The following is a 20,999-nucleotide window of genomic DNA, read 5'->3' as shown; positions in this document are numbered from 1 at the left end:
TCAGATGATATGAATCTTAAAGCAACCGCACTCACATGCCGGTTGCTTTTTTTATTTTCTTCAAAACTATAAAAGAGGAGGATAAATATGAAAAACAACAACGTTGCACTATTAACTGAGATTGCTATTATGGCGGCACTTTCATTGATTTTAGGACTTATAAAATTTAATGGTGTCTGGCCGCAAGGGGGTTCTGTTTCTCTAGAAATGGTGCCGATTTTTCTTATCGCATTCAGAAGGGGATTAAAAGCTGGTGTTTTTACAGGATTAGCTGTAGGCTTGCTTCAATTGCTTGTGAACCCATATATTGTTCACCCTGCTCAGCTGATTTTAGATTACCCGCTTGCTTTTGCCTTAGCAGGTGTTGCAGGTGCATTTGCGCCTTCAATCACACAAAATAAGACGAAAAGAACCTTACTGATGGTTACAGGAATCTTTATTGGATGTGCATTGAGACTTACTTCGCATGTATTATCCGGTGTTATTTTCTTTAGTGATTTTGCCGAAGAGATGAATGTATGGCTTTATTCAATTATGTACAACGGTTCGTTTATGGTTGTCATTTTTGGTATTACATCTCTCATCGTAATTTTTATAACTAACACTGCTCCACGATTATTGCATGCGGCAAGAAAGGGATATCATCAAGCAGCATGAAAATAAGAATTGTTGCCGGTGGTCCAGATCATCTGATTCCAGAACTTAAAAGCTTTGGAACCTCGTCCGAAGATCTGTGGGTTGGCGTTGACAGAGGTACATTCATAATTTTAGAAAAAGGGATTAAGCCTGATTATGCATTCGGTGATTTTGATTCGGTTTCTGCAGCAGAAAAAGAGATAATACTAAAGTCAGATATCGCTTTAAATCAATATCAGTCAGAAAAAGATCAAACTGATATGGAATTAGCACTACAATGGGCTATGGATCAAAAGCCGGAAGAAATACTTTTGTTTGGGGCAACTGGAGGAAGGCTGGATCATGAGATGATGAATATCCAGCTGCTCTATAGAACGATAACTAGCAATGCTGAAGTGAAGATAATAGATATTAAAAATGAAATCTCGCTAAAGCTGCCTGGAACATATACGATTGAAAGAGAAGACCATTACACCTATATTTCTTTCTTAGCATTTCAGGGAGAAGTTAATGGCATCACACTTAATGGATTTAAATATCCTTTAGAAAAAGCTTCCTTGATGATGGGCTCTTCGCTCTGTATATCAAATGAGCTTGTAAATAAAAGTGGTACTTATTCTTTCGACTCTGGCATAATATTGATGGTAAAGAGCCATGATTAATTAAAATCATGGAAAACAGGCCCCGAGACACCTTTTTATAAGACGGGGAATATTGTATGTTAGGTTTTTGCTCTTATCATTTTTTATGGGCCTGGAGGAGGGGTAAGATGAAATTTTATACCATTAAACTTCCTAGATTTTTAGGAGGATTCGTACGTGCCATCTTAGGTTCTTTTAAAAAAGGATAACAAACAAAAAAAGCGCCCTGTGCGCTTTTTTTGTGTAGATAAAGATATTAGGAGAGGATGCTACGGTACGTGTTCTTAAATTTATTACACGTTCGCGCAAAAACACTGCGTTTCCACGCAAACAGTTCTTTGCTTCACGTAGAAACTAATAAATTTCACGCGGAATCTCTTTATGACCACGCAGTACTGGTCTAGTTTCACGCACGATATGTAATTAATATCATAAATCTGCACTAAAAATTGTACGGCAGCCACATATTTATTGGAATAAAAAAAACAGCAGCTTCTGCTGCCGTTCTTTTATTAAACGCGTTCTACTTTACCTGATTTAAGTGCACGAGCAGATACGTATACGCGCTTAGGCTTTCCGTCCACAAGAATGCGAACCTTTTGGACATTAGCTCCCCAGCTTTTCTTTGATTTGTTCATTGCGTGAGAACGCTTGTTACCAGTTTTAGGTCCTTTTCCAGTAATAAAACATTTACGAGCCATAGTAGATGAACCTCCTTTACAGCAAAAAAGCTTTGCATCAATTCAATCGTATGTTAAATACTAAATAATATTAGCATGACTCTCGGAGCATTGCAACATATTCATTATGGTTTTCAAGTAAATTTCCTTGACAATACTTTTTACATAGTGTGAAATGTAGTAGTCCTTTCAAAAAAACTTAATGTATAGTAAAATATTTGTTAGCCATTTAACAATTTAAAGGGGGATGTAAGCATGTCCATTGAAATGAAAACAACCTATGGTCAAATTGATATTTCTAATGAAGTGATTGCTACTATCGCTGGCGGTGCAGCAATTGATTGTTACGGAATTGTTGGCATGGCATCAAGAAAGCAATTAAAGGATGGATTAACTGAACTTTTAGGACGTGAAAATTTCTCCCGAGGGATCGTTGTCCGACAAGAGGAAGATGAAGTACATATTGATATGTATATCATTGTAAGCTACGGAACAAAGATTTCTGAAGTGGCTCATAATGTTCAGAACAAAGTGAAATATACCCTGGATCAAATGCTTGGATTGGCGGTTGACTCAGTCAATATCTATGTTCAGGGTGTCAGGGTGACAACCCCTTAGTTAGGAGGAAGTTTTGTGTCTTTAAAAGTATTAGACGGAAAAAAGTTTGCAAAAATGGTGCTCGAGGGTGCTTCAAACTTATCAAGAAATGCAGCAATGGTCGATGCACTTAATGTGTTTCCTGTACCAGATGGTGATACAGGGACAAACATGAACTTAACGATTACATCTGGTGCAAAAGAAGTTGAGAAAAACACTTCAAGTCAAATTGGCGCTGTAGCAAACGCGTTCGCTAAAGGGCTTTTAATGGGAGCAAGAGGGAACTCTGGCGTGATTCTATCTCAGTTGTTCAGAGGTTTTTCTAAAGCTATTGAAGGCAAAGAATCCATTACAGCTGCAGAGTTTGCTAATGCGTTTGACAAAGGTGTAGAAACTGCATACAAAGCTGTTATGAAGCCTGTCGAAGGTACCATTTTAACAGTTGCAAAAGATGCTGCAAAAAAAGCAGTTAAAGAAGCAAAAAAATCAGATGATGTCCTTTATATTATGAAGGAACTCGTTAAAGAATCTAAAGCTTCCTTAAACCGTACGCCAGATCTGCTTCCTGTTTTAAAAGAAGTAGGGGTAGTAGATTCAGGCGGACAAGGTCTAGTCACTGTATATGAAGGCTTTTTAGCTGTATTAGAAGGAAGAGAGCTGCCTAAAGTTTCAGTAAATGCTCCTTCCATGGGTGAACTTGTCAACGCAGAACATCACAAAGCTCAAATTCACATGAAAACGGAAGATATCCACTTTGGATACTGCACAGAGTTCATGGTTAAATTTGAAGGAAACAAGATTAAAAACAATCCATTTGATGAAACGAATTTCCGAAACGAGCTTGCTGAGCATGGAGATTCTCTTTTAGTTGTTGCTGATGATGATGTGGTTAAAGTACACATTCATACAGAACAGCCAGGTAACATGCTAACACTCGCTCACCGTTACGGAAGTTTGATCAACATAAAGATTGAAAATATGCGTGAACAGCATTCGGCAATCTTAGAAAGTGAAAATGAAGTAATTCCTTCATATTCTCAGACTGCTGAGAAAAAGAAAGAATACGGAATTGTTACAGTAGCTATGGGAGAAGGAATCGAAGAAATGTTTTCTTCTATGGGAGCATCCGTTATCCAAGGCGGACAAACGATGAACCCAAGTACGGAAGACATCGTACGAGCAATTTCTGAAGTGAATGCAGAAAAAGTATTCATTCTTCCTAACAACAGCAATATCATCATGGCTTCTGAACAGGCTGCAAGCGTTGTTGATGAAGAAGTTGTCATCATCCGCACGAAGACTGTTCCACAAGGCATCGCTTCTATCTTGGCGTTCAACCCTTCTTCAGACATGAAGGAAAACGAAAAGAAAATGAACGAAGCTATTACTTCTGTAAAGTCAGGGCAAGTAACTTATGCTGTAAGAGACACATCAATTGATGGTGTTGAGATTGCTAAAGGTGACTTTATGGGAATATCAGAAGGTAAAATCATCTCTTCAAAGAAAAATAAGCTAGAAGTAACGAAAGAGCTTTTAGAAAAAATGATGGATGAAGATTCAGAGATTGTAACCCTCATTTATGGTGAAGATTCTTCAGAAGATGAAGCACAAGAGCTTGCTGATTTCATCGAAGAAAAATTCCCGGATGCTGAAGCTGAGATCCATGACGGAAAACAGCCGATCTATTCATTTATTCTTTCAGTTGAATAAATTCTAATATCTTAGTCTAAAAGATTGTTGCACACGAGTGGGACAGGTGAGACTCCTGATGGCGCAAAGCGCTAGGAGGCTCACCGCCCGCCCCGCGGAAAGCGAGCATCCTGGAACGGAAATTAATTTCTTACAAAGCAACAAATTTGTGATACAGACAAAATGAAAGTATTCTCTCTTAAACTTAAAGTGTGATAAAGTTAAGAGGGAATACTTATTTTAATGGGAAAAAACGCAATCGAAGGAGATCGTCATGAAATATAAAAGTGTTTTTGATATTATCGGTCCCATCATGATTGGACCATCAAGTTCACATACAGCCGGTGCTGCTAGAATTGGAAGAGTAGCAAGACATTTATTTGGCAGAAAGCCGGAGTTTGCCAAGATTTCTTTTTATGGCTCATTTGCGAAAACATACCGCGGTCACGGAACTGATGTTGCTATAGTCGGCGGAATATTAGATTATGACACCTTTGATACCCGGATTGTGGATGCGCTTACAATAGCGAAGCAAGAAGGTATTGAAGTGTCGATGACTGAAGAGGACGCAGTCACAGACCACCCAAATACAGCACGAGTCATTATTGGTGATAAGGAAGGCCAGATTGAAGTTGTAGGAATTTCAATTGGCGGAGGAAAAATCGAAATCACAGAATTGAACGGATTCAGTCTGAGGCTGTCAGGCAACCATCCAGCACTTCTTATCGTCCATAATGATAAGTACGGAGCTATCGCAGGTGTTGCGAATATATTAGCGAAGCATGAGATTAACATTGGACATATGGAAGTTTCACGCAAGGAAAAAGGAAAAGAAGCATTAATGGTGATTGAAATCGATCAGAATGCAGATGAAGTGATCATCAATGAATTGAATTCTCTTCCTATCGTCCAGCAAGTCGTAAAGATACATGATTAAGAGGTGAGGAACGAATGTTTCGTAATGTAGCTGAATTAATAGAATTAGCTGAATCAAAGAAATGTAAAATTGCAGATATTATGATTGAACAAGAGATGGAAGTAACAGGCCGTTCAAGAGAAGAAGTTACTTCGTTCATGGACCGGAATTTAACTGTTATGGAAGAGGCGGTTTTACGAGGGATTACAGAAGACGTTAAGTCTCATTCTGGGTTAACTGGAGGAGATGGAAAGCTTTTGCAGGAATACATTAAGTCCGGCAAGTCCCTTTCCGGAGATCTGATGCTTGATGCTGTAAGTAAAGCAATGGCAACAAATGAAGTAAATGCTGCAATGGGAACAATCTGTGCGACGCCGACTGCCGGGTCTGCAGGAGTTGTTCCAGGAACTTTATTTGCATTAAAAGGAAAGCTTAATCCTACAAGGGAACAGATGATTGAGTATTTATTTACAGCAGGAGCTTTTGGATTTGTTGTAGCTAATAATGCATCTATTTCAGGCGCAGCAGGTGGCTGTCAAGCAGAGGTTGGGTCCGCAACTGGTATGGCAGCGGCGGCAATTGTAGAATTAGCTGGCGGAACACCTTCACAGGCAGCTGAGGCAATGGCCATTGCTTTGAAGAACATGCTTGGACTAGTTTGTGATCCAGTAGCAGGACTTGTAGAGGTTCCGTGTGTAAAAAGAAACGCGATGGGAGCAAGCAATGCAATTGTTGCAGCAGACATGGCTTTAGCTGGTATCGTAAGCAGAATTCCTTGTGATGAAGTAATAGATGCTATGTATAAGATCGGTTTGTCAATGCCTTCAGCACTTCGTGAAACCGCTCAAGGCGGTCTTGCTGCTACACCAACTGGAAGAGAGCTTGAGGCAAAAATATTCGGCATTCCACTAAACGAGAAGTAATTATGATTTTGGAGCCAATAACTGCTGTTCAAGGAATCGGTGACAAAAAAGCAGAAGAATTAGCAAGTATGGGCATTTTTAATGTCCAGGACTTAATTGAGTACTTGCCTTATCGATACGAAGATTATCAGAAAAAGGATTTATCAGAGATCGCACATGACGAAAAAGCTACTATTGAAGGGAAGGTTCATTCTGAGCCTTCTTTGCGTTATTTTCCGAAGAAAAAATCAAGACTCTCATTTCGTATGCTGATCGGCAAGTATTTAATTACTGCTGTAATCTTTAATCGTCCATTTTTAAAAAGTCAAATAAGCCTCGGGCAATCCTTAACCATTACAGGTAAATGGGACCGAAATAAAATGACGTTAACAGTGAGCGATGTTCATTTTGGGACATTTTCCGAAGACAGAAAAATAGAACCTGTTTATTCTGTTAAAGGTACATTGCATGGAAAAACCATGCGGAAATTCATTTTTCAAGCGTTCAAGCAATTTTCCGGCCAGATTCCAGACCCTTTGCCAGAAAAACTGCGTGAAGCCTATCGTTTGCCTGAAAAAGAAGCTGCATTAAAAATGATGCATTTTCCTGAGAGCTTTCAAGTGCTAAAGGCTGGTAGGAGAAGGCTTGCTTACGAGGAGCTTTTATTTTTTCAGTTTAAGATGCAGATATTCAGAAAGTGGAACAGACAGCAATCTGAAGGTGCTTCTCTTTTATATGAGAGGTCTAAAGTAGATCTGTTTATTCAGTCGCTTCCATTTCAGCTTACAGAAGCACAGCAGCGGGTGGTAGAAGAAATATTAAAGGATCTTTCTGATACGAGCAGAATGAATAGACTTTTACAAGGTGATGTCGGTTCCGGAAAAACCGTAGTCGCTGCGATTGCATTATATGCTGTTGTCACTGCAAACAGACAGGGTGCACTGATGGTACCTACTGAAATCCTTGCAGAACAACATTTTCAATCTTTAAAAGAGCTTTTTAAGCCATTTGGCATAACCGTCGCTTTGTTAACAAGTTCAGTGAAAGGAAAACTTCGAAAAGAAACACTTAGCTTGTTAAGTGAAGGTGAGATTCAGATCATGGTAGGAACACATGCCTTGATTCAAGAAGAAGTGAATTTTAAAAATCTCGGATTGGTCATAACTGATGAGCAGCATAGATTTGGTGTGAACCAGCGAAGAGTTCTTAGAGAAAAAGGAGAAAAGCCGGATGTACTCTTTATGACGGCTACTCCTATACCTCGTACACTCGCCATATCTGCGTTCGGCGATATGGATGTTTCTACAATTGATGTTATGCCAGCAGGAAGAAAACCTATCATTACGCATTGGGCAAAGCACGGAATGTTAGAACGTGTTCTTGATTTTATTAGAAAAGAGATTATCAACGGCCGACAAGCATACGTTATTTGTCCTCTTATAGAAGAATCAGAAAAAGTAGATGTTCAAAACGCGATTGATGTACATGCACAATTAAGCCAATACTTTCATGAATACGAAGTTGGGTTAATGCATGGCAGACTACATTCTTCGGAGAAAGATGAAGTGATGCGGCAGTTCGCTGCTAATCAATGCCAGATCCTCGTTTCAACAACCGTCGTTGAAGTAGGTGTTAATGTACCTAATGCTACGATTATGGTCATATATGATGCTGAAAGATTTGGTTTATCACAGCTTCACCAGTTACGAGGAAGGGTAGGCCGCGGCAGTGAACAATCATATTGTGTGCTTATCGCTGATCCTAAAACAGAAGAAGGCCAAGAACGCATGAGAATTATGACCGAAACGACAAATGGTTTTGAGCTTTCGGAAAAAGACTTAGAACTTCGCGGACCAGGAGATTTCTTTGGCAATAAACAAAGCGGTTTGCCAGCATTTAAAGTTGCCGATCTTGTACATGATTATCGGATTTTAGAGACAGCGAGAAATGATGCTGCTAAACTCGTAAATTCAGATGAATTTTGGACAGACGATTCATATGCATTAATAAGAGAGATACTTACCGATGAAGGGGTGCTGGATAAGGAAAGACTTGATTAATTCTTGAAAGATGGATACTGATACTATATACTACTATTAGTACCAGCTCTTAATAGCGGAAAGAACATACAGCAGGTACGCCAATACAAATGGCGCCTGCTTTTCTAACGCCCTTCATTTGCAGAGAGAATATCTTTCTCATAAATGGGACCTTTTTAACGGAAGAAGGAAAGTATTTATGAAAAAAACAAAACGGGAGCGGCAAGAGCTGCTAAAGGAAACGATAAAACAAACCCCTTTTATTACTGATGAGGAACTTGCGGACAAATTCAGTGTAAGTGTACAGACAATACGTCTTGACCGACTGGAACTTTCCATACCAGAGCTTCGGGAGAGGATTAAAACTGTAGCCGAAACGAAGCTGGATGATGTTAAAGCATTGCCTCTTGAGGAAGTAATCGGTGAGATTATTGATCTTCAGTTAGATGAGTCAGCTATCTCAATTCTTGATATAAAAGAAGAACATGTATTTTCACGCAACAAAATAGCGAGAGGACACCATGTCTTTGCCCAGGCGAACTCGCTTGCAGTTGCTATTATTAATGATGAACTCGCTTTAACTGCCAGGGCAAACATTCGCTTTTCGCGTACTGTAAAAGTTGGCGAAAGGATAGTAGCAAAAGCGAAAGTTACAGAAAAAGGCTCAGAACGGACAACCGTTGAAGTTAATAGCTATGTAGAAAAAGAGCTTGTTTTTAATGGTGAGTTTACGATGTATAGATCAAAACAAGATTCAAAGGAAGGAAGTTAAATCAGCATGATTATCGCAATAGATGCAATGGGCGGTGACAATGCACCGAAGGAAATAGTAAAAGGTGCATTGCTGGCTGTTGAACAATATCCTGAGCTAAAGATTACCTTGGTTGGTGACCAAGATAAAATCAATGAACATTTACCTAGCGATCATTCTTTTAAAATTATCCATACAACAGAAGTGATTGAAACAGCTGAGGAGCCAGTTCGTGCTGTACGCCGAAAAAAGGATGCTTCGATGGTATTGGCAGCAAATGAAGTGAAGACTGGCAATGCAGATGCTTATATTTCTGCGGGAAATACGGGAGCACTGATGGCAAGCGGTCTTTTTTATGTGGGAAGAATTAAAGGGATTGAACGCCCAGCGTTGGCTCCAACGCTTCCTACACTCGATGGAAAAGGATTCTTATTCCTAGACGTAGGCGCAAACATGGATGCAAAACCAGAGCATCTATTGCAATATGCACTGATGGGATCAGTCTACTGTAAGGAAGTTAGAGGAATCGATAACCCACGTGTAGGACTGCTTAACGTTGGTACTGAAAGTGAAAAAGGCAATGCTTTAACTAAAGCTGCTTTTCCTTTGCTCCAGGAAGCAAACATTAATTTTGTGGGTAACGTTGAATCTAGAGATCTTTTAATGGGCGCAGCAGACGTTGTCGTATGTGATGGTTTTGCGGGCAATCTTGTCTTAAAGTCTATTGAAGGTACTGCGATGAGCATATTCTCAATGATAAAAGAAACTCTTACATCAAGCTTTACCAGCAAAATTGCAGCAGGTGTATTAAAACCGAAGCTTAAAGGAATTAAAGATAAACTTGATTATACAGAATATGGCGGAGCAGGATTGTTCGGATTAGCCGCACCAGTTATTAAAGCACACGGTTCATCCAATGCAAATGCAATGTTAAACGCAATCAGACAAACTAAAGATATGGTAGAAAAAAGTGTTGTTAACACTATATTGAGCCATATTCAGCCTGACAGCCAAAAGGAGGAATAACTTATGGGTAAAATCGCCTTTCTTTTTCCTGGACAAGGTTCTCAATTCGCGGGGATGGGAAAACAATTAGCAGATCAAGAAACGCTTGCAAATGATATTTTTAATAAAGCAGACGAAGTTTTGAAATACGATCTTTCAACTATCATTTTTGAAGGTCCTGAAGATCTGTTAAAGAAAACAGAGAATACTCAGCCAGCATTGCTGACGGTTTCAACAGCTGTACTTGAAGTTTTTAAAAAGCATGGTATCTCTGCTGATTACACAGCAGGTCATAGTCTTGGGGAATACTCAGCACTTGTTGCAGCTGAAAGTATTTCGTTTGAAGATGCAGTTTATGCTGTTAGACACCGCGGGCTCCTAATGGAAGAAGCTGTTCCTGCTGGTGTAGGAACAATGGCAGCGGTCATCGGTTTCGATCAAGAACGTCTTGAGGCAATTACTGCAGAAATATCAGGGTCTGGAGACAGTGTACAAGTGGCTAATTTAAATTGTCCTGGTCAAATTGTTATTTCTGGTACTGTAAAAGGTGTTGAAGAAGCAGGCAGCAAAGCAAAAGAAGAAGGCGCAAAGGTTATTCCTTTACAAGTCAGCGGTCCCTTTCACTCTGCATTAATGAAACCCGCTGCGGAAAAATTTGCAGAAGTTTTATCAAAGATTACAATACATGACGCGAAAACGCCTGTAATCGCGAACGTTACGGCGAAACCTGTTACATCGAAAGAAGAAATTAAGTCCAAGCTGATTGAACAGCTATATTCTCCTGTACGCTGGGAGGAAACGATTAGAGAATTAATGGATTCGGGTGTTGATACATTCATTGAGATCGGACCTGGTAAAGTTTTATGCGGTCTTGTAAAAAAGGTAAATCGCCGAGCTAACGTATTCGCAATTGGAGATATGGATTCAATGATGCAAGCTTTGGAAAAACTGAAAGGAGAATCTGTTGATGCTTAAAGATAAATCTGTGTTAATAACAGGTGCTTCACGAGGTATTGGACGTGCAATTGCCCTTTATTTTGCAAAAAATGGCGCGAAAGTAGCGGTCAACTATTCTGGAAGCGAAGCAAAAGCCAATGAGGTAGTTGAAGAAATTAAAGCAAACGGCGGAACTGCCTTTGCGATTAAGGCTGATATTTCAAGTTCAGAAGACGTAACGAACATGGTTAAGTCTGTCTTAGGTGAATTTGGAAGCCTTGATGTACTTGTGAACAACGCGGGAATTACGAGAGATAACCTTTTAATGCGAATGAAGGAAGAGGACTGGGACGCAGTCATAAACACAAATTTAAAAGGTGTATTCTTAACAACAAAAGCTGTTACAAGACAGATGATGAAACAAAGAAACGGCCGTATTATAAATATTGCTTCAATCGTCGGTGTTTCAGGAAACGCAGGGCAGGCAAACTATGTAGCAGCTAAAGCAGGTGTTATCGGGCTTACAAAAACAACAGCGAAGGAGCTCTCTTCAAGAGGAATTACGGTTAACGCAATTGCTCCTGGTTTCATTGAAACAGATATGACAGGCAAGCTTGAAGAAGGTATTAAAGAAGATATGCTAAGAAATATTCCGCTTGCTCGCTTCGGTCAGCCTGATGATATCGCAGCCGCTGCAGCGTTTCTAGCAAGTGATTCTAGTTCATACATTACAGGCCAGACACTTCACGTTGACGGCGGAATGGTGATGTAATCCTGCTGGTTAACTTGATAATTAAGAGGCTTTTACAAAAGGATAGTCTCTGAAAAATTATTGCTTTGTCTTGACTTTTTTCTCTTCATTGAAAAGTTGATTGGAGTGCAAGGTGTGAGACTCCTGGGGGATCAGCGGGACAGGTGAGACCAAGCAATGTCGCAAGGCGACGAGTGGGCTCACCGCACGCCTCCCGGAAAGCGAGCACCTGGAACGGAAATCAACCACTTTCAAGGGCAACAAAGTCTACCCAAAACACCCTTATTTTTAGAACGAATCCCTCTAGTTTTTTTAGAGGAAAAAGCATATACTATTGAAAGGAGGTGACACACAAAATGGCAGACGTTTTAGAAAGAGTTTCAAAGATTGTTGTTGACCGTCTAGGTGTTGACGCGTCTGAGGTTAAGCCTGAAGCTTCCTTTAAAGAGGATCTAGGTGCAGACTCTCTTGATGTAGTGGAACTTGTTATGGAACTTGAGGACGAGTTCGAATTAGAAATTTCTGATGAAGATGCTGAGAAAATTGCAACTGTTGGTGACGTTGTAGATTACATAAACAGCAAACAATAAGGTTTTACGGATAAAGTCCCGTTTATAAATGCGGGGCTTTCTTCCCTTTCTGGGGAGAAAACAGCAAATAGCCCTTTTACGAGATTTTTGGAGGAAGTTTATGAAAGGTTCAAAACATCAATCAACTCAAAAGAAAACAGTTAAAAACCGGTTTAAATCGGCTTCCAAAAAGGGCATGGATGACAAATTGCGCATTCAGAAAGTAGCCCCTCTTCAGGACCGTTTAAACATTCAATTTGAAAATGTAAAACTATTAGCACAAGCTTTTACGCATTCATCATATGTGAATGAGCATCGAGGAAGAACGTTCGAGGATAATGAAAGACTGGAATTTCTAGGCGATGCTGTTCTAGAACTGACAATTTCTCAATATTTGTACAGCAAGTTTACAAGCATGAGTGAAGGTGAGCTCACAAAACTTAGAGCGGCTATCGTTTGTGAACCATCATTGGTGCTGTTTGCTAACGACCTGCACTTTGGTGACTTTGTACTATTGGGAAAAGGAGAAGAAAACACTGGTGGACGCTCACGGCCTGCCCTTTTAGCGGATGTCTTCGAGGCATTTATAGGAGCGCTGTATCTTGATCAAGGACTCGACAAGGTAAAAGAGTTTTTAAATCAGTACGTTGTACCACGGATTAACGAAGGTGCTTTTTCTCATGTGATGGATTTTAAGAGCCAGCTGCAAGAATTTGTTCAGCGTGAAGGGTTAGGTCATATCGATTATAAAATCGTACAGGAAAAAGGACCTGCGCATAACAGGGAATTTGTTTCTGAGGTCAGATTAAATGATGCTGCTTTTGGAATCGGATATGGAAGGTCTAAAAAAGAAGCCGAACAGCACGCCGCACAAGAAGCGATTGAAAAAGTTACTAAAAATGCCAATGAATAATGAAAACCCCCTTTAAATGGCGATTGCCAGGCAAGGGGGTTTCTGTTATTTCTTTTTAAGAGAAGCAAGTTCTTCGACGATGCCTTCCATATCTCTGATGCTGAATGAAGGCATTTTCATTACCATGTCATATAGTTCTTTAATATCGTCGTATTTGTTCAGTTCGTAATCTTCAGGCTGGATTAAACCGCCGTTAACCAGCTGCAGTTTCTTTTTTAAGCTTTCAATCATAAAAGCTAGATTTTCATGATTTTCATTCGTTAAGTCCATAGTGAAGCTCCTTTAGCATGTATTTAGTGAAAACTAATATTTGTGTCTGAGACCGTTCAAATAACTTTCTCTATTTTAGCATACTGTAATCTTTGTGACTATGAGAGAGTAAATCTATGATAAAATAAAACAGTTAAAGAATTTTTTTTACATAATTTAAGAATTTGAAGTTCCTTCGACGATAAGTTGATTGGAGCGGAAGGTGCGTGCCTACCACCTGAAAAGCTTCTCGTTAGGCATGCGACGAGGAAGCTCACATCGATAGCATTACTCATAGACGCAGGAGCAATAATACTTCCATGAAACAGACAGGTGAGATCATTCAATGTCATAAAGCGACGAATGGGCTCACTGCGCGCCCCGTGGAAAGCGAGCACCTGAAGCGGAAATCAACCACTTCTATAAAAATACTGAAATAACCGTTTGAACACGAACGCTTATATAAAGCATGAAAAAAGGGGGATTTAAAGATGTTCCTCAAACGAATTGATGTAGCAGGATTTAAATCATTTGCAGAGCGGATCCAAGTAGAATTTGTTCAGGGCGTAACTGCTGTTGTTGGCCCTAACGGAAGCGGAAAAAGCAATATATCAGATGCGGTAAGATGGGTGCTTGGCGAACAGTCTGCCAAGTCGCTTCGTGGCTCTAAAATGGAGGACATCATTTTTGCCGGCAGTGATAACCGCAAAGCGCTGAATGTTGCTGAAGTAACGCTCACTTTAGATAACGAAGACCAGCATCTTCCTCTTGATTATAATGAGATTTCTATTACAAGAAGAGTTTTTCGCTCAGGTGATAGTGAATACTTAATCAATAAGCAGCAATGCCGCTTAAAGGACATTGTTGAATTGTTCATGGACTCTGGACTTGGAAGAGAAGCTTTTTCTATTATTGGACAAGGCCGAGTAGAAGAAATCTTAAGCAGTAAATCTGATGAGAGAAGAAAGATTTTTGAAGAAGCAGCAGGAGTTTTGAAATATAAAACAAGAAAACAAAAGGCTGAACAAAAACTATTTGAAACTCAGGAAAACTTAAACAGAGTTGAAGACATCCTTCATGAACTTGAAGGGCAGGTTGAACCTCTAAAAATACAAGCATCAATTGCAAAAGATTATCTAGAAAAGAAACAGGAATTAGAAATCGTTGAGACTGCTGTTCTCGTTCAGGAGATAGAAGACCTTCATGAACGCTGGGAAAAACAAAAAACTTGGGTGGCAGAATTACAGAAACAAGACTCTGCACTTTCTATTAAAGTTAAGCAGGGTGAATCTGCGATTGAAAGAGCCCGACTTGATATGCAGGCAATGGATGAATCTATTGATGAACTTCAAGGTGCTCTCCTCTCAGCAAGTGAAACGCTGGAAAAACTTGAAGGGAAAAAAGAAGTTTTAAAAGAGAGAAAGAAAAACTATGATCAAAATAAAACTTCACTTTTAGAGCAGATTCAGCAGCTGAAAGTAAAAAAAGAGCAACTAGAAACACAATTGCTCTCGGAGAAGAGTATTTTAGCAGATAAAGAAAAGCAATTAAAAACGGTTCGAAAACAAGTTGCTGAGGAAGAAAGCCGTTTGAGTGTCCTTGAAATGGATGTGGAAGCAGAGCTTGAAAAACTAAAAAGTGATTATTTTGAACGCCTAAATGAACAAACGACTATCAAAAATGAAATGCGTTATATTGAAGATCAGTCTAAACAGCAAAACTTCAAAAGCAGCAGGCTGGATGAAGAGAACAATAGATTTCTTCAGCAAAGGGAAGAATTAAAGAATAAAAAAGAACTGGCAGAAAAGAGCTATAAAGAAGCTGAAACTCAACTGAAGAAGAAACAGGAAGAGTACCAGGACTTAAAATCTGCTGTATCTTTAGAAGAACAAGAAAGCCGTTCAAATCAGGAGAAATTGTATCAAGCTTATCAGTATATTCAGCAATTTAAATCGAAGAAAGAAATGCTGGAATCGATGCAAGATGAATATGCCGGCTTTATGCAAGGAGTAAAAGAAGTACTAAAGTCAAAGGAGACGCGGTTAGCTGGAATTGAGGGTGCCGTGGCCGAACTTCTTTCAGTTCCGCCTGAGGTTGAAACTGCTATTGAGACAGCCTTAGGTGCTTCCATGCAGCATGTTGTTGTCGATCATGAACAGAACGCAATGAAAGCCATCCAATTCTTAAAACAAACAAGAGCTGGAAGAGCAACATTTTTACCGTTGAACGTCATTAAAAGCCGCAATGTTTCAAGTGCGGATGTTCATAATGCACGCTCAGTTGATTCTTTTGTTGGAGTCGCAGCTGACCTCGTTCAATTTGATCAAAAGTATAAGAACATCGTTGGCAACTTATTAGGTAATATTATTATTTCAAGGGATCTGGCTGGAGCAAACGCGATTGCAAAGCAAGTGAACTATCGCTATCGAATCGTTACCCTCGAGGGGGATATTGTCAGCCCAGGCGGGTCAATGTCGGGGGGGAGCCTTAAACAGAAGAGTTCATCTCTTTTAAGCAGACAAAGAGAAGTTGAAGTCCTGACTGAAAAATTAGCTGCAATGGAGAAACAAACTCTTAGCTTAGAAGAAAAAGTTACTAATCTAAAAGCAAAAGTTACAAAAAACAAAGAAGCTTTAGACAGTCTTCAAGCTGAAGGTGAGCAGTTAAAGGAACTTGAACAAGAACTCAAAAGTAATCTCCGTGAGCTTGAGATCCAAGAAAAAAGTTTGAACGACAGGCTGCAATTGTATGATCGTGAAAAACATACGTTTGAGTCTGAGCGATCGGCCGCTGACACAAGATTAATGGATCTTAAGAAGAGGCTTGATAAAGCAGTGAAATCTGGTATTGAACTAGAGAAAACAATCGCTGATTTGACAGAAAAGAAGAAGATGCATCAATCTTCTAAAGAAGAGCTCAGAGAAACTTTGACACAATTAAAAATTAAAGCTGCCGAACTTGAGCAGCAAGTGTCAAATCAAAAAGAAAAAAGTCTGCGGTTCGAAGAAGAGTTTGCAGGTGTCCGTGCTAAAAGCAAGGAAACAGAGGAAGATTACTGGCTCCTTGAAGAAGAGATGAACTCAAGCTCGTCTGGCGAGGATTCTCTCGATGAACAGATTAAGCAAAAGAGACACGAAAAAAATACTGCATTACAACTGATAGCTGAACGCAGACAAGAAAGAACAGAGTCATTCCGTTCTATCGAAGCAATGGAAGTTGAGCTTAAAGAAGCGAAACGCCAATACAAACAGTTAAGTGATGGATTAAGAACAGAAGAAGTAAGCATAAACAGACTTGATGTGGAGCTTGAAACCCGCCTGACCCATCTTCGTGAAGAATATGAGCTGTCATATGAAGGTGCTAAACAAAAACACAAACTTGAGATGCCATTAGAAGATGCTAAACGAAAAGTAAAGCTGATCAAAATGGCAATTGAAGAGCTTGGTGTTGTAAACATTGGTGCCATTGAGGAATATGACAGAGTCAGTCAGCGTTTTAATTTCCTTACAGAACAAAGGGATGACCTGACGGAAGCTAAAAATACACTGTATGGTGTAATCTCAGAGATGGATGAAGAAATGAAGAATCGTTTTGAGGAGACCTTTACAGCCATCCGATCGCATTTTGGGGTCATTTTTAAAGAGTTATTCGGCGGCGGCCGCGCAGACCTTGTTTTGACACAGCCAGACGACATGCTTGCAACAGGTGTTGATATCATGGCGCAGCCTCCTGGTAAAAAGCTTCAGCAATTAGGGCTGTTATCTGGAGGAGAGCGTGCTTTAACTGCAATAGCATTATTGTTTGCCATCCTTAAGGTGCGTCCTGTTCCGTTTTGTATTTTGGATGAAGTCGAAGCAGCATTGGATGATGCAAACGTGAACCGTTTTGCAAAATACTTGAGGGCATTCAGTAAAGAAACACAGTTTATCGTTGTAACCCATCGAAAGGGTACAATGGAAGAAGCCGACGTATTGTATGGGGTGACCATGCAAGAATCTGGCGTTTCAAAACTTGTTTCAGTACGCTTAGAAGAAACAAAAGAACTGGTAACATCGTAGGGAGGAAATAAAGTGAGTTTTTTAAAGAAGCTAAAAGAAAAATTTTCGAATCAGCCAACAGAATCCTCTTCTGAAAAATTTAAGGATGGATTAGAAAAAACAAGGAGTTCTTTTTCATTTAAAGTAAATGACCTTTTAAAAAGGTATCGTAAAGTAGATGAAGAGTTTTTTGAAGAACTTGAAGAGATCTTAATCGGTGCAGATGTGGGAGTGCATACAGTTCTTAATATCATTGATGAACTTAAAGATGTAGCCCGCACAAGAAACATTAAGGATCCTCAAGAGCTTCGTTCAGCAATCACAGAAAAACTTGCTGAGATGCTTCAAAAAGATGATGGTGACAACAAGCTAAATTTACAAGCAGATGGAATGACAGTCATATTGTTCGTTGGTGTTAACGGAGTGGGGAAGACAACTACGATCGGGAAACTGGCCCACCAACTCAAAAATGACGGCAAGAAAGTTATTCTGGCTGCTGGAGATACGTTCCGTGCAGGTGCGATCGACCAGCTGGAAGTATGGGGAGAGCGTGCGGGTGTAGATGTTATCAAACATCATGAAGGTGCCGATCCAGCCGCGGTAATCTATGACAGCATCCAGGCAGCAAAATCAAGAAAAGCGGATGTGCTTTTATGTGATACAGCCGGGCGTCTCCAAAATAAAGTAAACTTAATGAACGAACTTTCAAAAGTAAAACGAGTGATCGAACGCGAAATACCAGGTGCGCCACACGAAGTGCTGCTAGTTGTAGATGCGACGACCGGACAGAACGCGATGAACCAAGCTAAAACATTCGGTCAATCAACAGATGTTACGGGACTTGTTTTAACAAAACTTGATGGAACAGCAAAAGGTGGAATCGTACTAGCGATCCGCCACGAATTGGATATCCCAGTAAAATTTGTTGGACTTGGAGAAAAAATTGATGACCTTCAGGAATTCGATCCGGAACAGTTTGTGTACGGATTATTCGCTGGAACAGAAGAGGAAGAAGCAGAGTAATCTCTGCTTTTTTCTTTTGGGAAGACAAAAAAGCAAAAATTTCATCTGAGGAAGACATATTTCGAAAGGGAAATTAATAATCGCATAAAAATGGAAATTAATTATGATCGTTGTTTATCTCATATAAACTACAGCAGCTAGCAACAATCTTTTCTGTTAAGAAAAAAACTTGACATCTTTTTTTTCTGGTTGTATAGTATTCACGTAAAGGCATTTCACTTAACAAGGGTTGTGAAAGTATGCTTGATAAAACGATGAGAATTAATTATCTTTTTGATTTTTACCAATCACTGTTAACCCCTAAGCAAAAGAATTATATGGGCTTATATTATTTAGACGATTATTCTCTCGGTGAAATTGCTGAACAATATAATGTCAGCCGCCAGGCCGTTTATGATAATATTAAACGGACAGAGGCGATGCTGGAAGAATACGAAGAGAAGTTAGGGCTTTTTGCAAAGTTTCAGGAACGTGAACAGTTGCTGTCATCTTTAAGAGAGCTGCTGAAAACTGAACCTGATAACGTAATTGCAATTATCGATCGCCTTGAAAATATGGAATAGGAGGCGTTCAGTGAGATGGCATTTGAAGGTTTAGCCGACCGTCTTCAGAACACTTTACAAAAAATCCGCGGAAAAGGGAAAGTAAATGAAGCGGATGTAAAGGAAATGATGAGGGAAGTACGCCTTGCTCTTCTTGAGGCGGATGTTAACTTTAAAGTGGTAAAGGATTTTGTGAAAAAGGTATCTGAACGTGCAGTTGGTCAGGAAGTGCTAAAAAGCCTGACACCTGGACAGCAAGTTGTAAAAGTGGTTAATGATGAACTTACAGCTTTGATGGGCGGAGAACAGAGCAAAATTGCTGTTTCTAACAAGCCCCCGACGGTTATTATGATGGTTGGTCTTCAAGGTGCAGGTAAAACAACCACTACAGGAAAGCTTGCGAATCATTTGCGTAAAAAACAAAATCGCAAACCGCTTCTTGCTGCAGCTGACATATACCGTCCCGCTGCGATAAAGCAGCTAGAAACACTCGGGAAACAGCTTGATTTTCCAGTACATCAATTGGGAGACCAAGTTAGCCCTGTAAAAATTGCTGAAACAGCAATTGCGAAAGCGAAAGAAGAGCATCATGACTATGTGCTCATTGATACAGCGGGGCGTTTGCATATTGATGAAACGCTCATGGATGAATTGAAGCAGGTTAAAGAAACAGCAAAACCTGATGAAATTTTCCTTGTTGTTGATGCGATGACAGGTCAAGACGCAGTAAATGTTGCAGAAAGTTTTAATGAGGCACTTGGTATTACAGGTGTGATTCTTACGAAGCTTGATGGTGACACACGCGGTGGTGCCGCGCTTTCAATTAAAGCTGTTACAGGACTTCCTATTAAATTTGTAGGTCTTGGTGAAAAGATGGATGCTCTAGAGCCGTTCCATCCGGATCGAATGGCTTCCAGAATATTAGGAATGGGCGACATGCTGACACTTATTGAAAAGGCGCAGTCCTCAGTAGATGAAGAAAAAGCTCGCGACCTTCAAAAGAAGATGCGTGATATGTCGTTCACATTTGATGATTTTCTTGATCAGATGGGACAAGTAAGAAATCTTGGCCCATTAGATGAAGTGCTTGGCATGCTTCCTGGCGCGAACAAGATGAAAGGCCTTAAGAACGTCCAGATCGATGAAAAACAAATCGGTCACGTTGAAGCTATCATTCGTTCGATGACTCTTCATGAAAGAGAACAGCCGGAGATTATCAATGCCAGCCGTAAAAGACGTATCGCTAAAGGCAGCGGACGTTCAGTACAAGAAGTAAACCGCCTTATCAAACAATTCGAGGACATGAAGAAAATGATGAAACAAATGTCCGGAATGATGAATGGCAAGAAGAAAAAAGGTGGATTTAAATTCCCTTTTATGTAAACTGAATTTTCAGGTTTACAAACCTGTCAATTTATACTATCATATTATTTTGTGTGAACAATTTTCGGAGGTGCAAGTTATAATGGCAGTAAAAATTCGTTTAAAACGTATGGGTGCTAAAAGAGCTCCTTTTTATCGTGTAGTAGTAGCAGATTCTCGTTCTCCTCGTGATGGACGTTTCATCGAAGAGATCGGAACTTACAACCCAGTTGCTAACCCAGCTGAAGTTAAAATTAACGAAGAAAAAGCTCTTGAGTGGATGACAAACGGTGCGAAGCCATCTGACACAGTTCGTAACCTATTCTCAAAAGCTGGTCTTATGGAGAAATTCCATAACGCTAAAAGCCAAAAATAATTTTGACGAAGGGGAACTGATATGACAGAGTTGATCGAAGCGATTGTGAAAGCTCTAGTTGATCACCCAGAAGAAGTTAGCGTCAAAGAGGTAAAAGAAGGACATCGCCTTGTTTATCAATTATCCGTGAACCAGACTGATATGGGGAAAGTAATCGGAAAACAAGGCAGAGTGGCCAAAGCGATTCGTACCGTTGTGAATGCAGCAGGCACGAATCAAAATAAAAGGATTTCAATCGAAATCGTCTAAAAAAGGATGAGGGACTCCCTCTTCCTTTTTTTATCTTTTAAAAAGACTCTTATCTAAAAGATTGTTGCTTTTGATCATTTTTAAATTCTTCTTCATTGAAAAGTTGATTGGAGCGCAAGGTGCGAGACTCCAGCGT

General features: G+C 39.9%; 22 protein-coding genes. 20 read left to right on the top strand and 2 right to left on the bottom strand.

Annotation, left to right across the window (positions count from 1 at the left end):
- Window positions 1–87: 87 nt before the first annotated feature.
- The 3 genes from thiT to spoVM all read left to right on the top strand — a co-directional run bounded on the left by thiT (window position 88) and on the right by spoVM (window position 1,486).
- A complete protein-coding gene (thiT, locus tag UN64_RS07605; protein ID WP_077361367.1) occupies window positions 88–657 on the top strand; it encodes an energy-coupled thiamine transporter ThiT in 570 nt (189 codons plus the stop codon).
- Window positions 654–1,298, top strand: coding sequence for a thiamine diphosphokinase (locus tag UN64_RS07600; protein WP_077361365.1), 645 nt, complete (start codon window positions 654–656; stop codon window positions 1,296–1,298). Before thiT ends, UN64_RS07600 begins: the two co-directional genes overlap by 4 nt.
- A 107-nt stretch (window positions 1,299–1,405) precedes the next feature.
- Window positions 1,406–1,486: a stage V sporulation protein SpoVM gene (spoVM, locus tag UN64_RS07595; protein ID WP_066240671.1), complete on the top strand. Its 81-nt coding sequence runs from the start codon at window positions 1,406–1,408 to the stop codon at window positions 1,484–1,486.
- A gap of 303 nt (window positions 1,487–1,789) precedes the next feature.
- Here spoVM and rpmB read toward each other — a convergent pair whose 3' ends face one another.
- A complete protein-coding gene (gene rpmB / locus UN64_RS07590; protein ID WP_066240673.1) occupies window positions 1,790–1,978 on the bottom strand; it encodes a 50S ribosomal protein L28 in 189 nt (62 codons plus the stop codon).
- A gap of 234 nt (window positions 1,979–2,212) precedes the next feature.
- On the opposite strand from rpmB, the gene UN64_RS07585 reads away from it, so the two are divergent.
- The 11 genes from UN64_RS07585 to rnc all read left to right on the top strand — a co-directional run bounded on the left by UN64_RS07585 (window position 2,213) and on the right by rnc (window position 13,025).
- Entirely contained in the window at window positions 2,213–2,575 is a 363-nt protein-coding gene (locus tag UN64_RS07585) for an Asp23/Gls24 family envelope stress response protein (RefSeq protein WP_066289314.1), read from the top strand.
- Window positions 2,576–2,590: 15 nt separating this feature from the next.
- Window positions 2,591–4,264, top strand: coding sequence for a DAK2 domain-containing protein (locus UN64_RS07580; protein ID WP_077361363.1), 1,674 nt, complete (start codon window positions 2,591–2,593; stop codon window positions 4,262–4,264).
- 253 nt (window positions 4,265–4,517) lie between these two features.
- Window positions 4,518–5,180: an L-serine ammonia-lyase, iron-sulfur-dependent subunit beta gene (gene sdaAB / locus UN64_RS07575; RefSeq protein WP_077361361.1), complete on the top strand. Its 663-nt coding sequence runs from the start codon at window positions 4,518–4,520 to the stop codon at window positions 5,178–5,180.
- Window positions 5,181–5,194: 14 nt separating this feature from the next.
- Complete coding sequence (gene sdaAA, locus UN64_RS07570; RefSeq protein ID WP_077361359.1) at window positions 5,195–6,082, top strand: L-serine ammonia-lyase, iron-sulfur-dependent, subunit alpha; 888 nt, start codon at window positions 5,195–5,197, stop codon at window positions 6,080–6,082.
- Window positions 6,083–6,084: 2 nt separating this feature from the next.
- Window positions 6,085–8,121 carry an ATP-dependent DNA helicase RecG gene (gene recG, locus UN64_RS07565; RefSeq protein WP_077361357.1) on the top strand — a complete coding sequence of 679 codons (2,037 nt, stop codon included), beginning with the start codon at window positions 6,085–6,087 and terminating at the stop codon, window positions 8,119–8,121.
- Between the two features lie 178 nt (window positions 8,122–8,299).
- Complete coding sequence (gene fapR, locus UN64_RS07560; RefSeq protein WP_077361355.1) at window positions 8,300–8,872, top strand: transcription factor FapR; 573 nt, start codon at window positions 8,300–8,302, stop codon at window positions 8,870–8,872.
- A gap of 6 nt (window positions 8,873–8,878) precedes the next feature.
- Entirely contained in the window at window positions 8,879–9,877 is a 999-nt protein-coding gene (gene plsX, locus UN64_RS07555; RefSeq protein ID WP_077361353.1) for a phosphate acyltransferase PlsX, read from the top strand.
- Window positions 9,878–9,880: 3 nt separating this feature from the next.
- Complete coding sequence (gene fabD, locus UN64_RS07550; RefSeq protein ID WP_077361351.1) at window positions 9,881–10,831, top strand: ACP S-malonyltransferase; 951 nt, start codon at window positions 9,881–9,883, stop codon at window positions 10,829–10,831.
- Window positions 10,824–11,564 carry a 3-oxoacyl-[acyl-carrier-protein] reductase gene (fabG, locus tag UN64_RS07545; RefSeq protein ID WP_077361349.1) on the top strand — a complete coding sequence of 247 codons (741 nt, stop codon included), beginning with the start codon at window positions 10,824–10,826 and terminating at the stop codon, window positions 11,562–11,564. Before fabD ends, fabG begins: the two co-directional genes overlap by 8 nt.
- Before the next feature lie 335 nt (window positions 11,565–11,899).
- The gene (gene acpP / locus UN64_RS07540; RefSeq protein ID WP_066289334.1) at window positions 11,900–12,133 is read left to right on the top strand and encodes an acyl carrier protein; all 234 of its coding nucleotides are present in this window, start codon (window positions 11,900–11,902) and stop codon (window positions 12,131–12,133) included.
- A gap of 175 nt (window positions 12,134–12,308) precedes the next feature.
- On the top strand, window positions 12,309–13,025 hold the full coding sequence (gene rnc / locus UN64_RS07535; RefSeq protein WP_245802025.1) for a ribonuclease III: 717 nt from the start codon (window positions 12,309–12,311) through the stop codon (window positions 13,023–13,025).
- A 45-nt stretch (window positions 13,026–13,070) separates the two neighbouring features.
- On the opposite strand, the gene UN64_RS07530 is transcribed toward rnc, so the two are convergent.
- Window positions 13,071–13,295 carry a DUF1128 domain-containing protein gene (locus tag UN64_RS07530; RefSeq protein ID WP_066289337.1) on the bottom strand — a complete coding sequence of 75 codons (225 nt, stop codon included), beginning with the start codon at window positions 13,293–13,295 and terminating at the stop codon, window positions 13,071–13,073.
- 470 nt (window positions 13,296–13,765) lie between these two features.
- On the opposite strand from UN64_RS07530, the gene smc reads away from it, so the two are divergent.
- The 6 genes from smc to UN64_RS07500 all read left to right on the top strand — a co-directional run bounded on the left by smc (window position 13,766) and on the right by UN64_RS07500 (window position 20,863).
- A complete protein-coding gene (smc, locus tag UN64_RS07525; protein ID WP_077361345.1) occupies window positions 13,766–17,332 on the top strand; it encodes a chromosome segregation protein SMC in 3,567 nt (1,188 codons plus the stop codon).
- Window positions 17,333–17,344: 12 nt separating this feature from the next.
- Window positions 17,345–18,334, top strand: a complete 990-nt coding sequence (gene ftsY / locus UN64_RS07520) for a signal recognition particle-docking protein FtsY (RefSeq protein WP_077361343.1) — start codon at window positions 17,345–17,347, stop codon at window positions 18,332–18,334.
- Between the two features lie 239 nt (window positions 18,335–18,573).
- Window positions 18,574–18,897 carry a putative DNA-binding protein gene (locus UN64_RS07515; protein ID WP_077361341.1) on the top strand — a complete coding sequence of 108 codons (324 nt, stop codon included), beginning with the start codon at window positions 18,574–18,576 and terminating at the stop codon, window positions 18,895–18,897.
- A gap of 15 nt (window positions 18,898–18,912) precedes the next feature.
- Complete coding sequence (gene ffh / locus UN64_RS07510; RefSeq protein WP_077361339.1) at window positions 18,913–20,259, top strand: signal recognition particle protein; 1,347 nt, start codon at window positions 18,913–18,915, stop codon at window positions 20,257–20,259.
- An 82-nt stretch (window positions 20,260–20,341) separates the two neighbouring features.
- A complete protein-coding gene (gene rpsP, locus UN64_RS07505; protein WP_077361337.1) occupies window positions 20,342–20,614 on the top strand; it encodes a 30S ribosomal protein S16 in 273 nt (90 codons plus the stop codon).
- A gap of 21 nt (window positions 20,615–20,635) precedes the next feature.
- On the top strand, window positions 20,636–20,863 hold the full coding sequence (locus tag UN64_RS07500; protein WP_077361335.1) for a KH domain-containing protein: 228 nt from the start codon (window positions 20,636–20,638) through the stop codon (window positions 20,861–20,863).
- Window positions 20,864–20,999 lie beyond the last annotated feature (136 nt).

Source organism: Fictibacillus arsenicus (genome assembly GCF_001999465.1).
Classification (GTDB): domain Bacteria; phylum Bacillota; class Bacilli; order Bacillales; family Fictibacillaceae; genus Fictibacillus; species Fictibacillus arsenicus.
The sequence above is the reverse complement of the archived record's forward strand: the minus strand, read 5'-3'. Positions and strand labels throughout refer to the sequence as shown.

What these genes read in the sequence shown, in the direction of transcription:
- thiT (WP_077361367.1), top strand. Translation starts at nt 88, where the DNA reads ATGAAAAACAACAACGTTGCACTATTAACTGAGATTGCTATTATGGCG.
- UN64_RS07600 (WP_077361365.1), top strand. Translation starts at nt 654, where the DNA reads ATGAAAATAAGAATTGTTGCCGGTGGTCCAGATCATCTGATTCCAGAA.
- spoVM (WP_066240671.1), top strand. Translation starts at nt 1,406, where the DNA reads ATGAAATTTTATACCATTAAACTTCCTAGATTTTTAGGAGGATTCGTA.
- rpmB (WP_066240673.1), bottom strand. Translation starts at nt 1,978, where the DNA reads ATGGCTCGTAAATGTTTTATTACTGGAAAAGGACCTAAAACTGGTAAC.
- UN64_RS07585 (WP_066289314.1), top strand. Translation starts at nt 2,213, where the DNA reads ATGTCCATTGAAATGAAAACAACCTATGGTCAAATTGATATTTCTAAT.
- sdaAB (WP_077361361.1), top strand. Translation starts at nt 4,518, where the DNA reads ATGAAATATAAAAGTGTTTTTGATATTATCGGTCCCATCATGATTGGA.
- sdaAA (WP_077361359.1), top strand. Translation starts at nt 5,195, where the DNA reads ATGTTTCGTAATGTAGCTGAATTAATAGAATTAGCTGAATCAAAGAAA.
- recG (WP_077361357.1), top strand. Translation starts at nt 6,085, where the DNA reads ATGATTTTGGAGCCAATAACTGCTGTTCAAGGAATCGGTGACAAAAAA.
- fapR (WP_077361355.1), top strand. Translation starts at nt 8,300, where the DNA reads ATGAAAAAAACAAAACGGGAGCGGCAAGAGCTGCTAAAGGAAACGATA.
- plsX (WP_077361353.1), top strand. Translation starts at nt 8,879, where the DNA reads ATGATTATCGCAATAGATGCAATGGGCGGTGACAATGCACCGAAGGAA.
- fabD (WP_077361351.1), top strand. Translation starts at nt 9,881, where the DNA reads ATGGGTAAAATCGCCTTTCTTTTTCCTGGACAAGGTTCTCAATTCGCG.
- fabG (WP_077361349.1), top strand. Translation starts at nt 10,824, where the DNA reads ATGCTTAAAGATAAATCTGTGTTAATAACAGGTGCTTCACGAGGTATT.
- acpP (WP_066289334.1), top strand. Translation starts at nt 11,900, where the DNA reads ATGGCAGACGTTTTAGAAAGAGTTTCAAAGATTGTTGTTGACCGTCTA.
- rnc (WP_245802025.1), top strand. Translation starts at nt 12,309, where the DNA reads ATGGATGACAAATTGCGCATTCAGAAAGTAGCCCCTCTTCAGGACCGT.
- UN64_RS07530 (WP_066289337.1), bottom strand. Translation starts at nt 13,295, where the DNA reads ATGGACTTAACGAATGAAAATCATGAAAATCTAGCTTTTATGATTGAA.
- smc (WP_077361345.1), top strand. Translation starts at nt 13,766, where the DNA reads ATGTTCCTCAAACGAATTGATGTAGCAGGATTTAAATCATTTGCAGAG.
- UN64_RS07515 (WP_077361341.1), top strand. Translation starts at nt 18,574, where the DNA reads ATGCTTGATAAAACGATGAGAATTAATTATCTTTTTGATTTTTACCAA.
- ffh (WP_077361339.1), top strand. Translation starts at nt 18,913, where the DNA reads ATGGCATTTGAAGGTTTAGCCGACCGTCTTCAGAACACTTTACAAAAA.
- rpsP (WP_077361337.1), top strand. Translation starts at nt 20,342, where the DNA reads ATGGCAGTAAAAATTCGTTTAAAACGTATGGGTGCTAAAAGAGCTCCT.
- UN64_RS07500 (WP_077361335.1), top strand. Translation starts at nt 20,636, where the DNA reads ATGACAGAGTTGATCGAAGCGATTGTGAAAGCTCTAGTTGATCACCCA.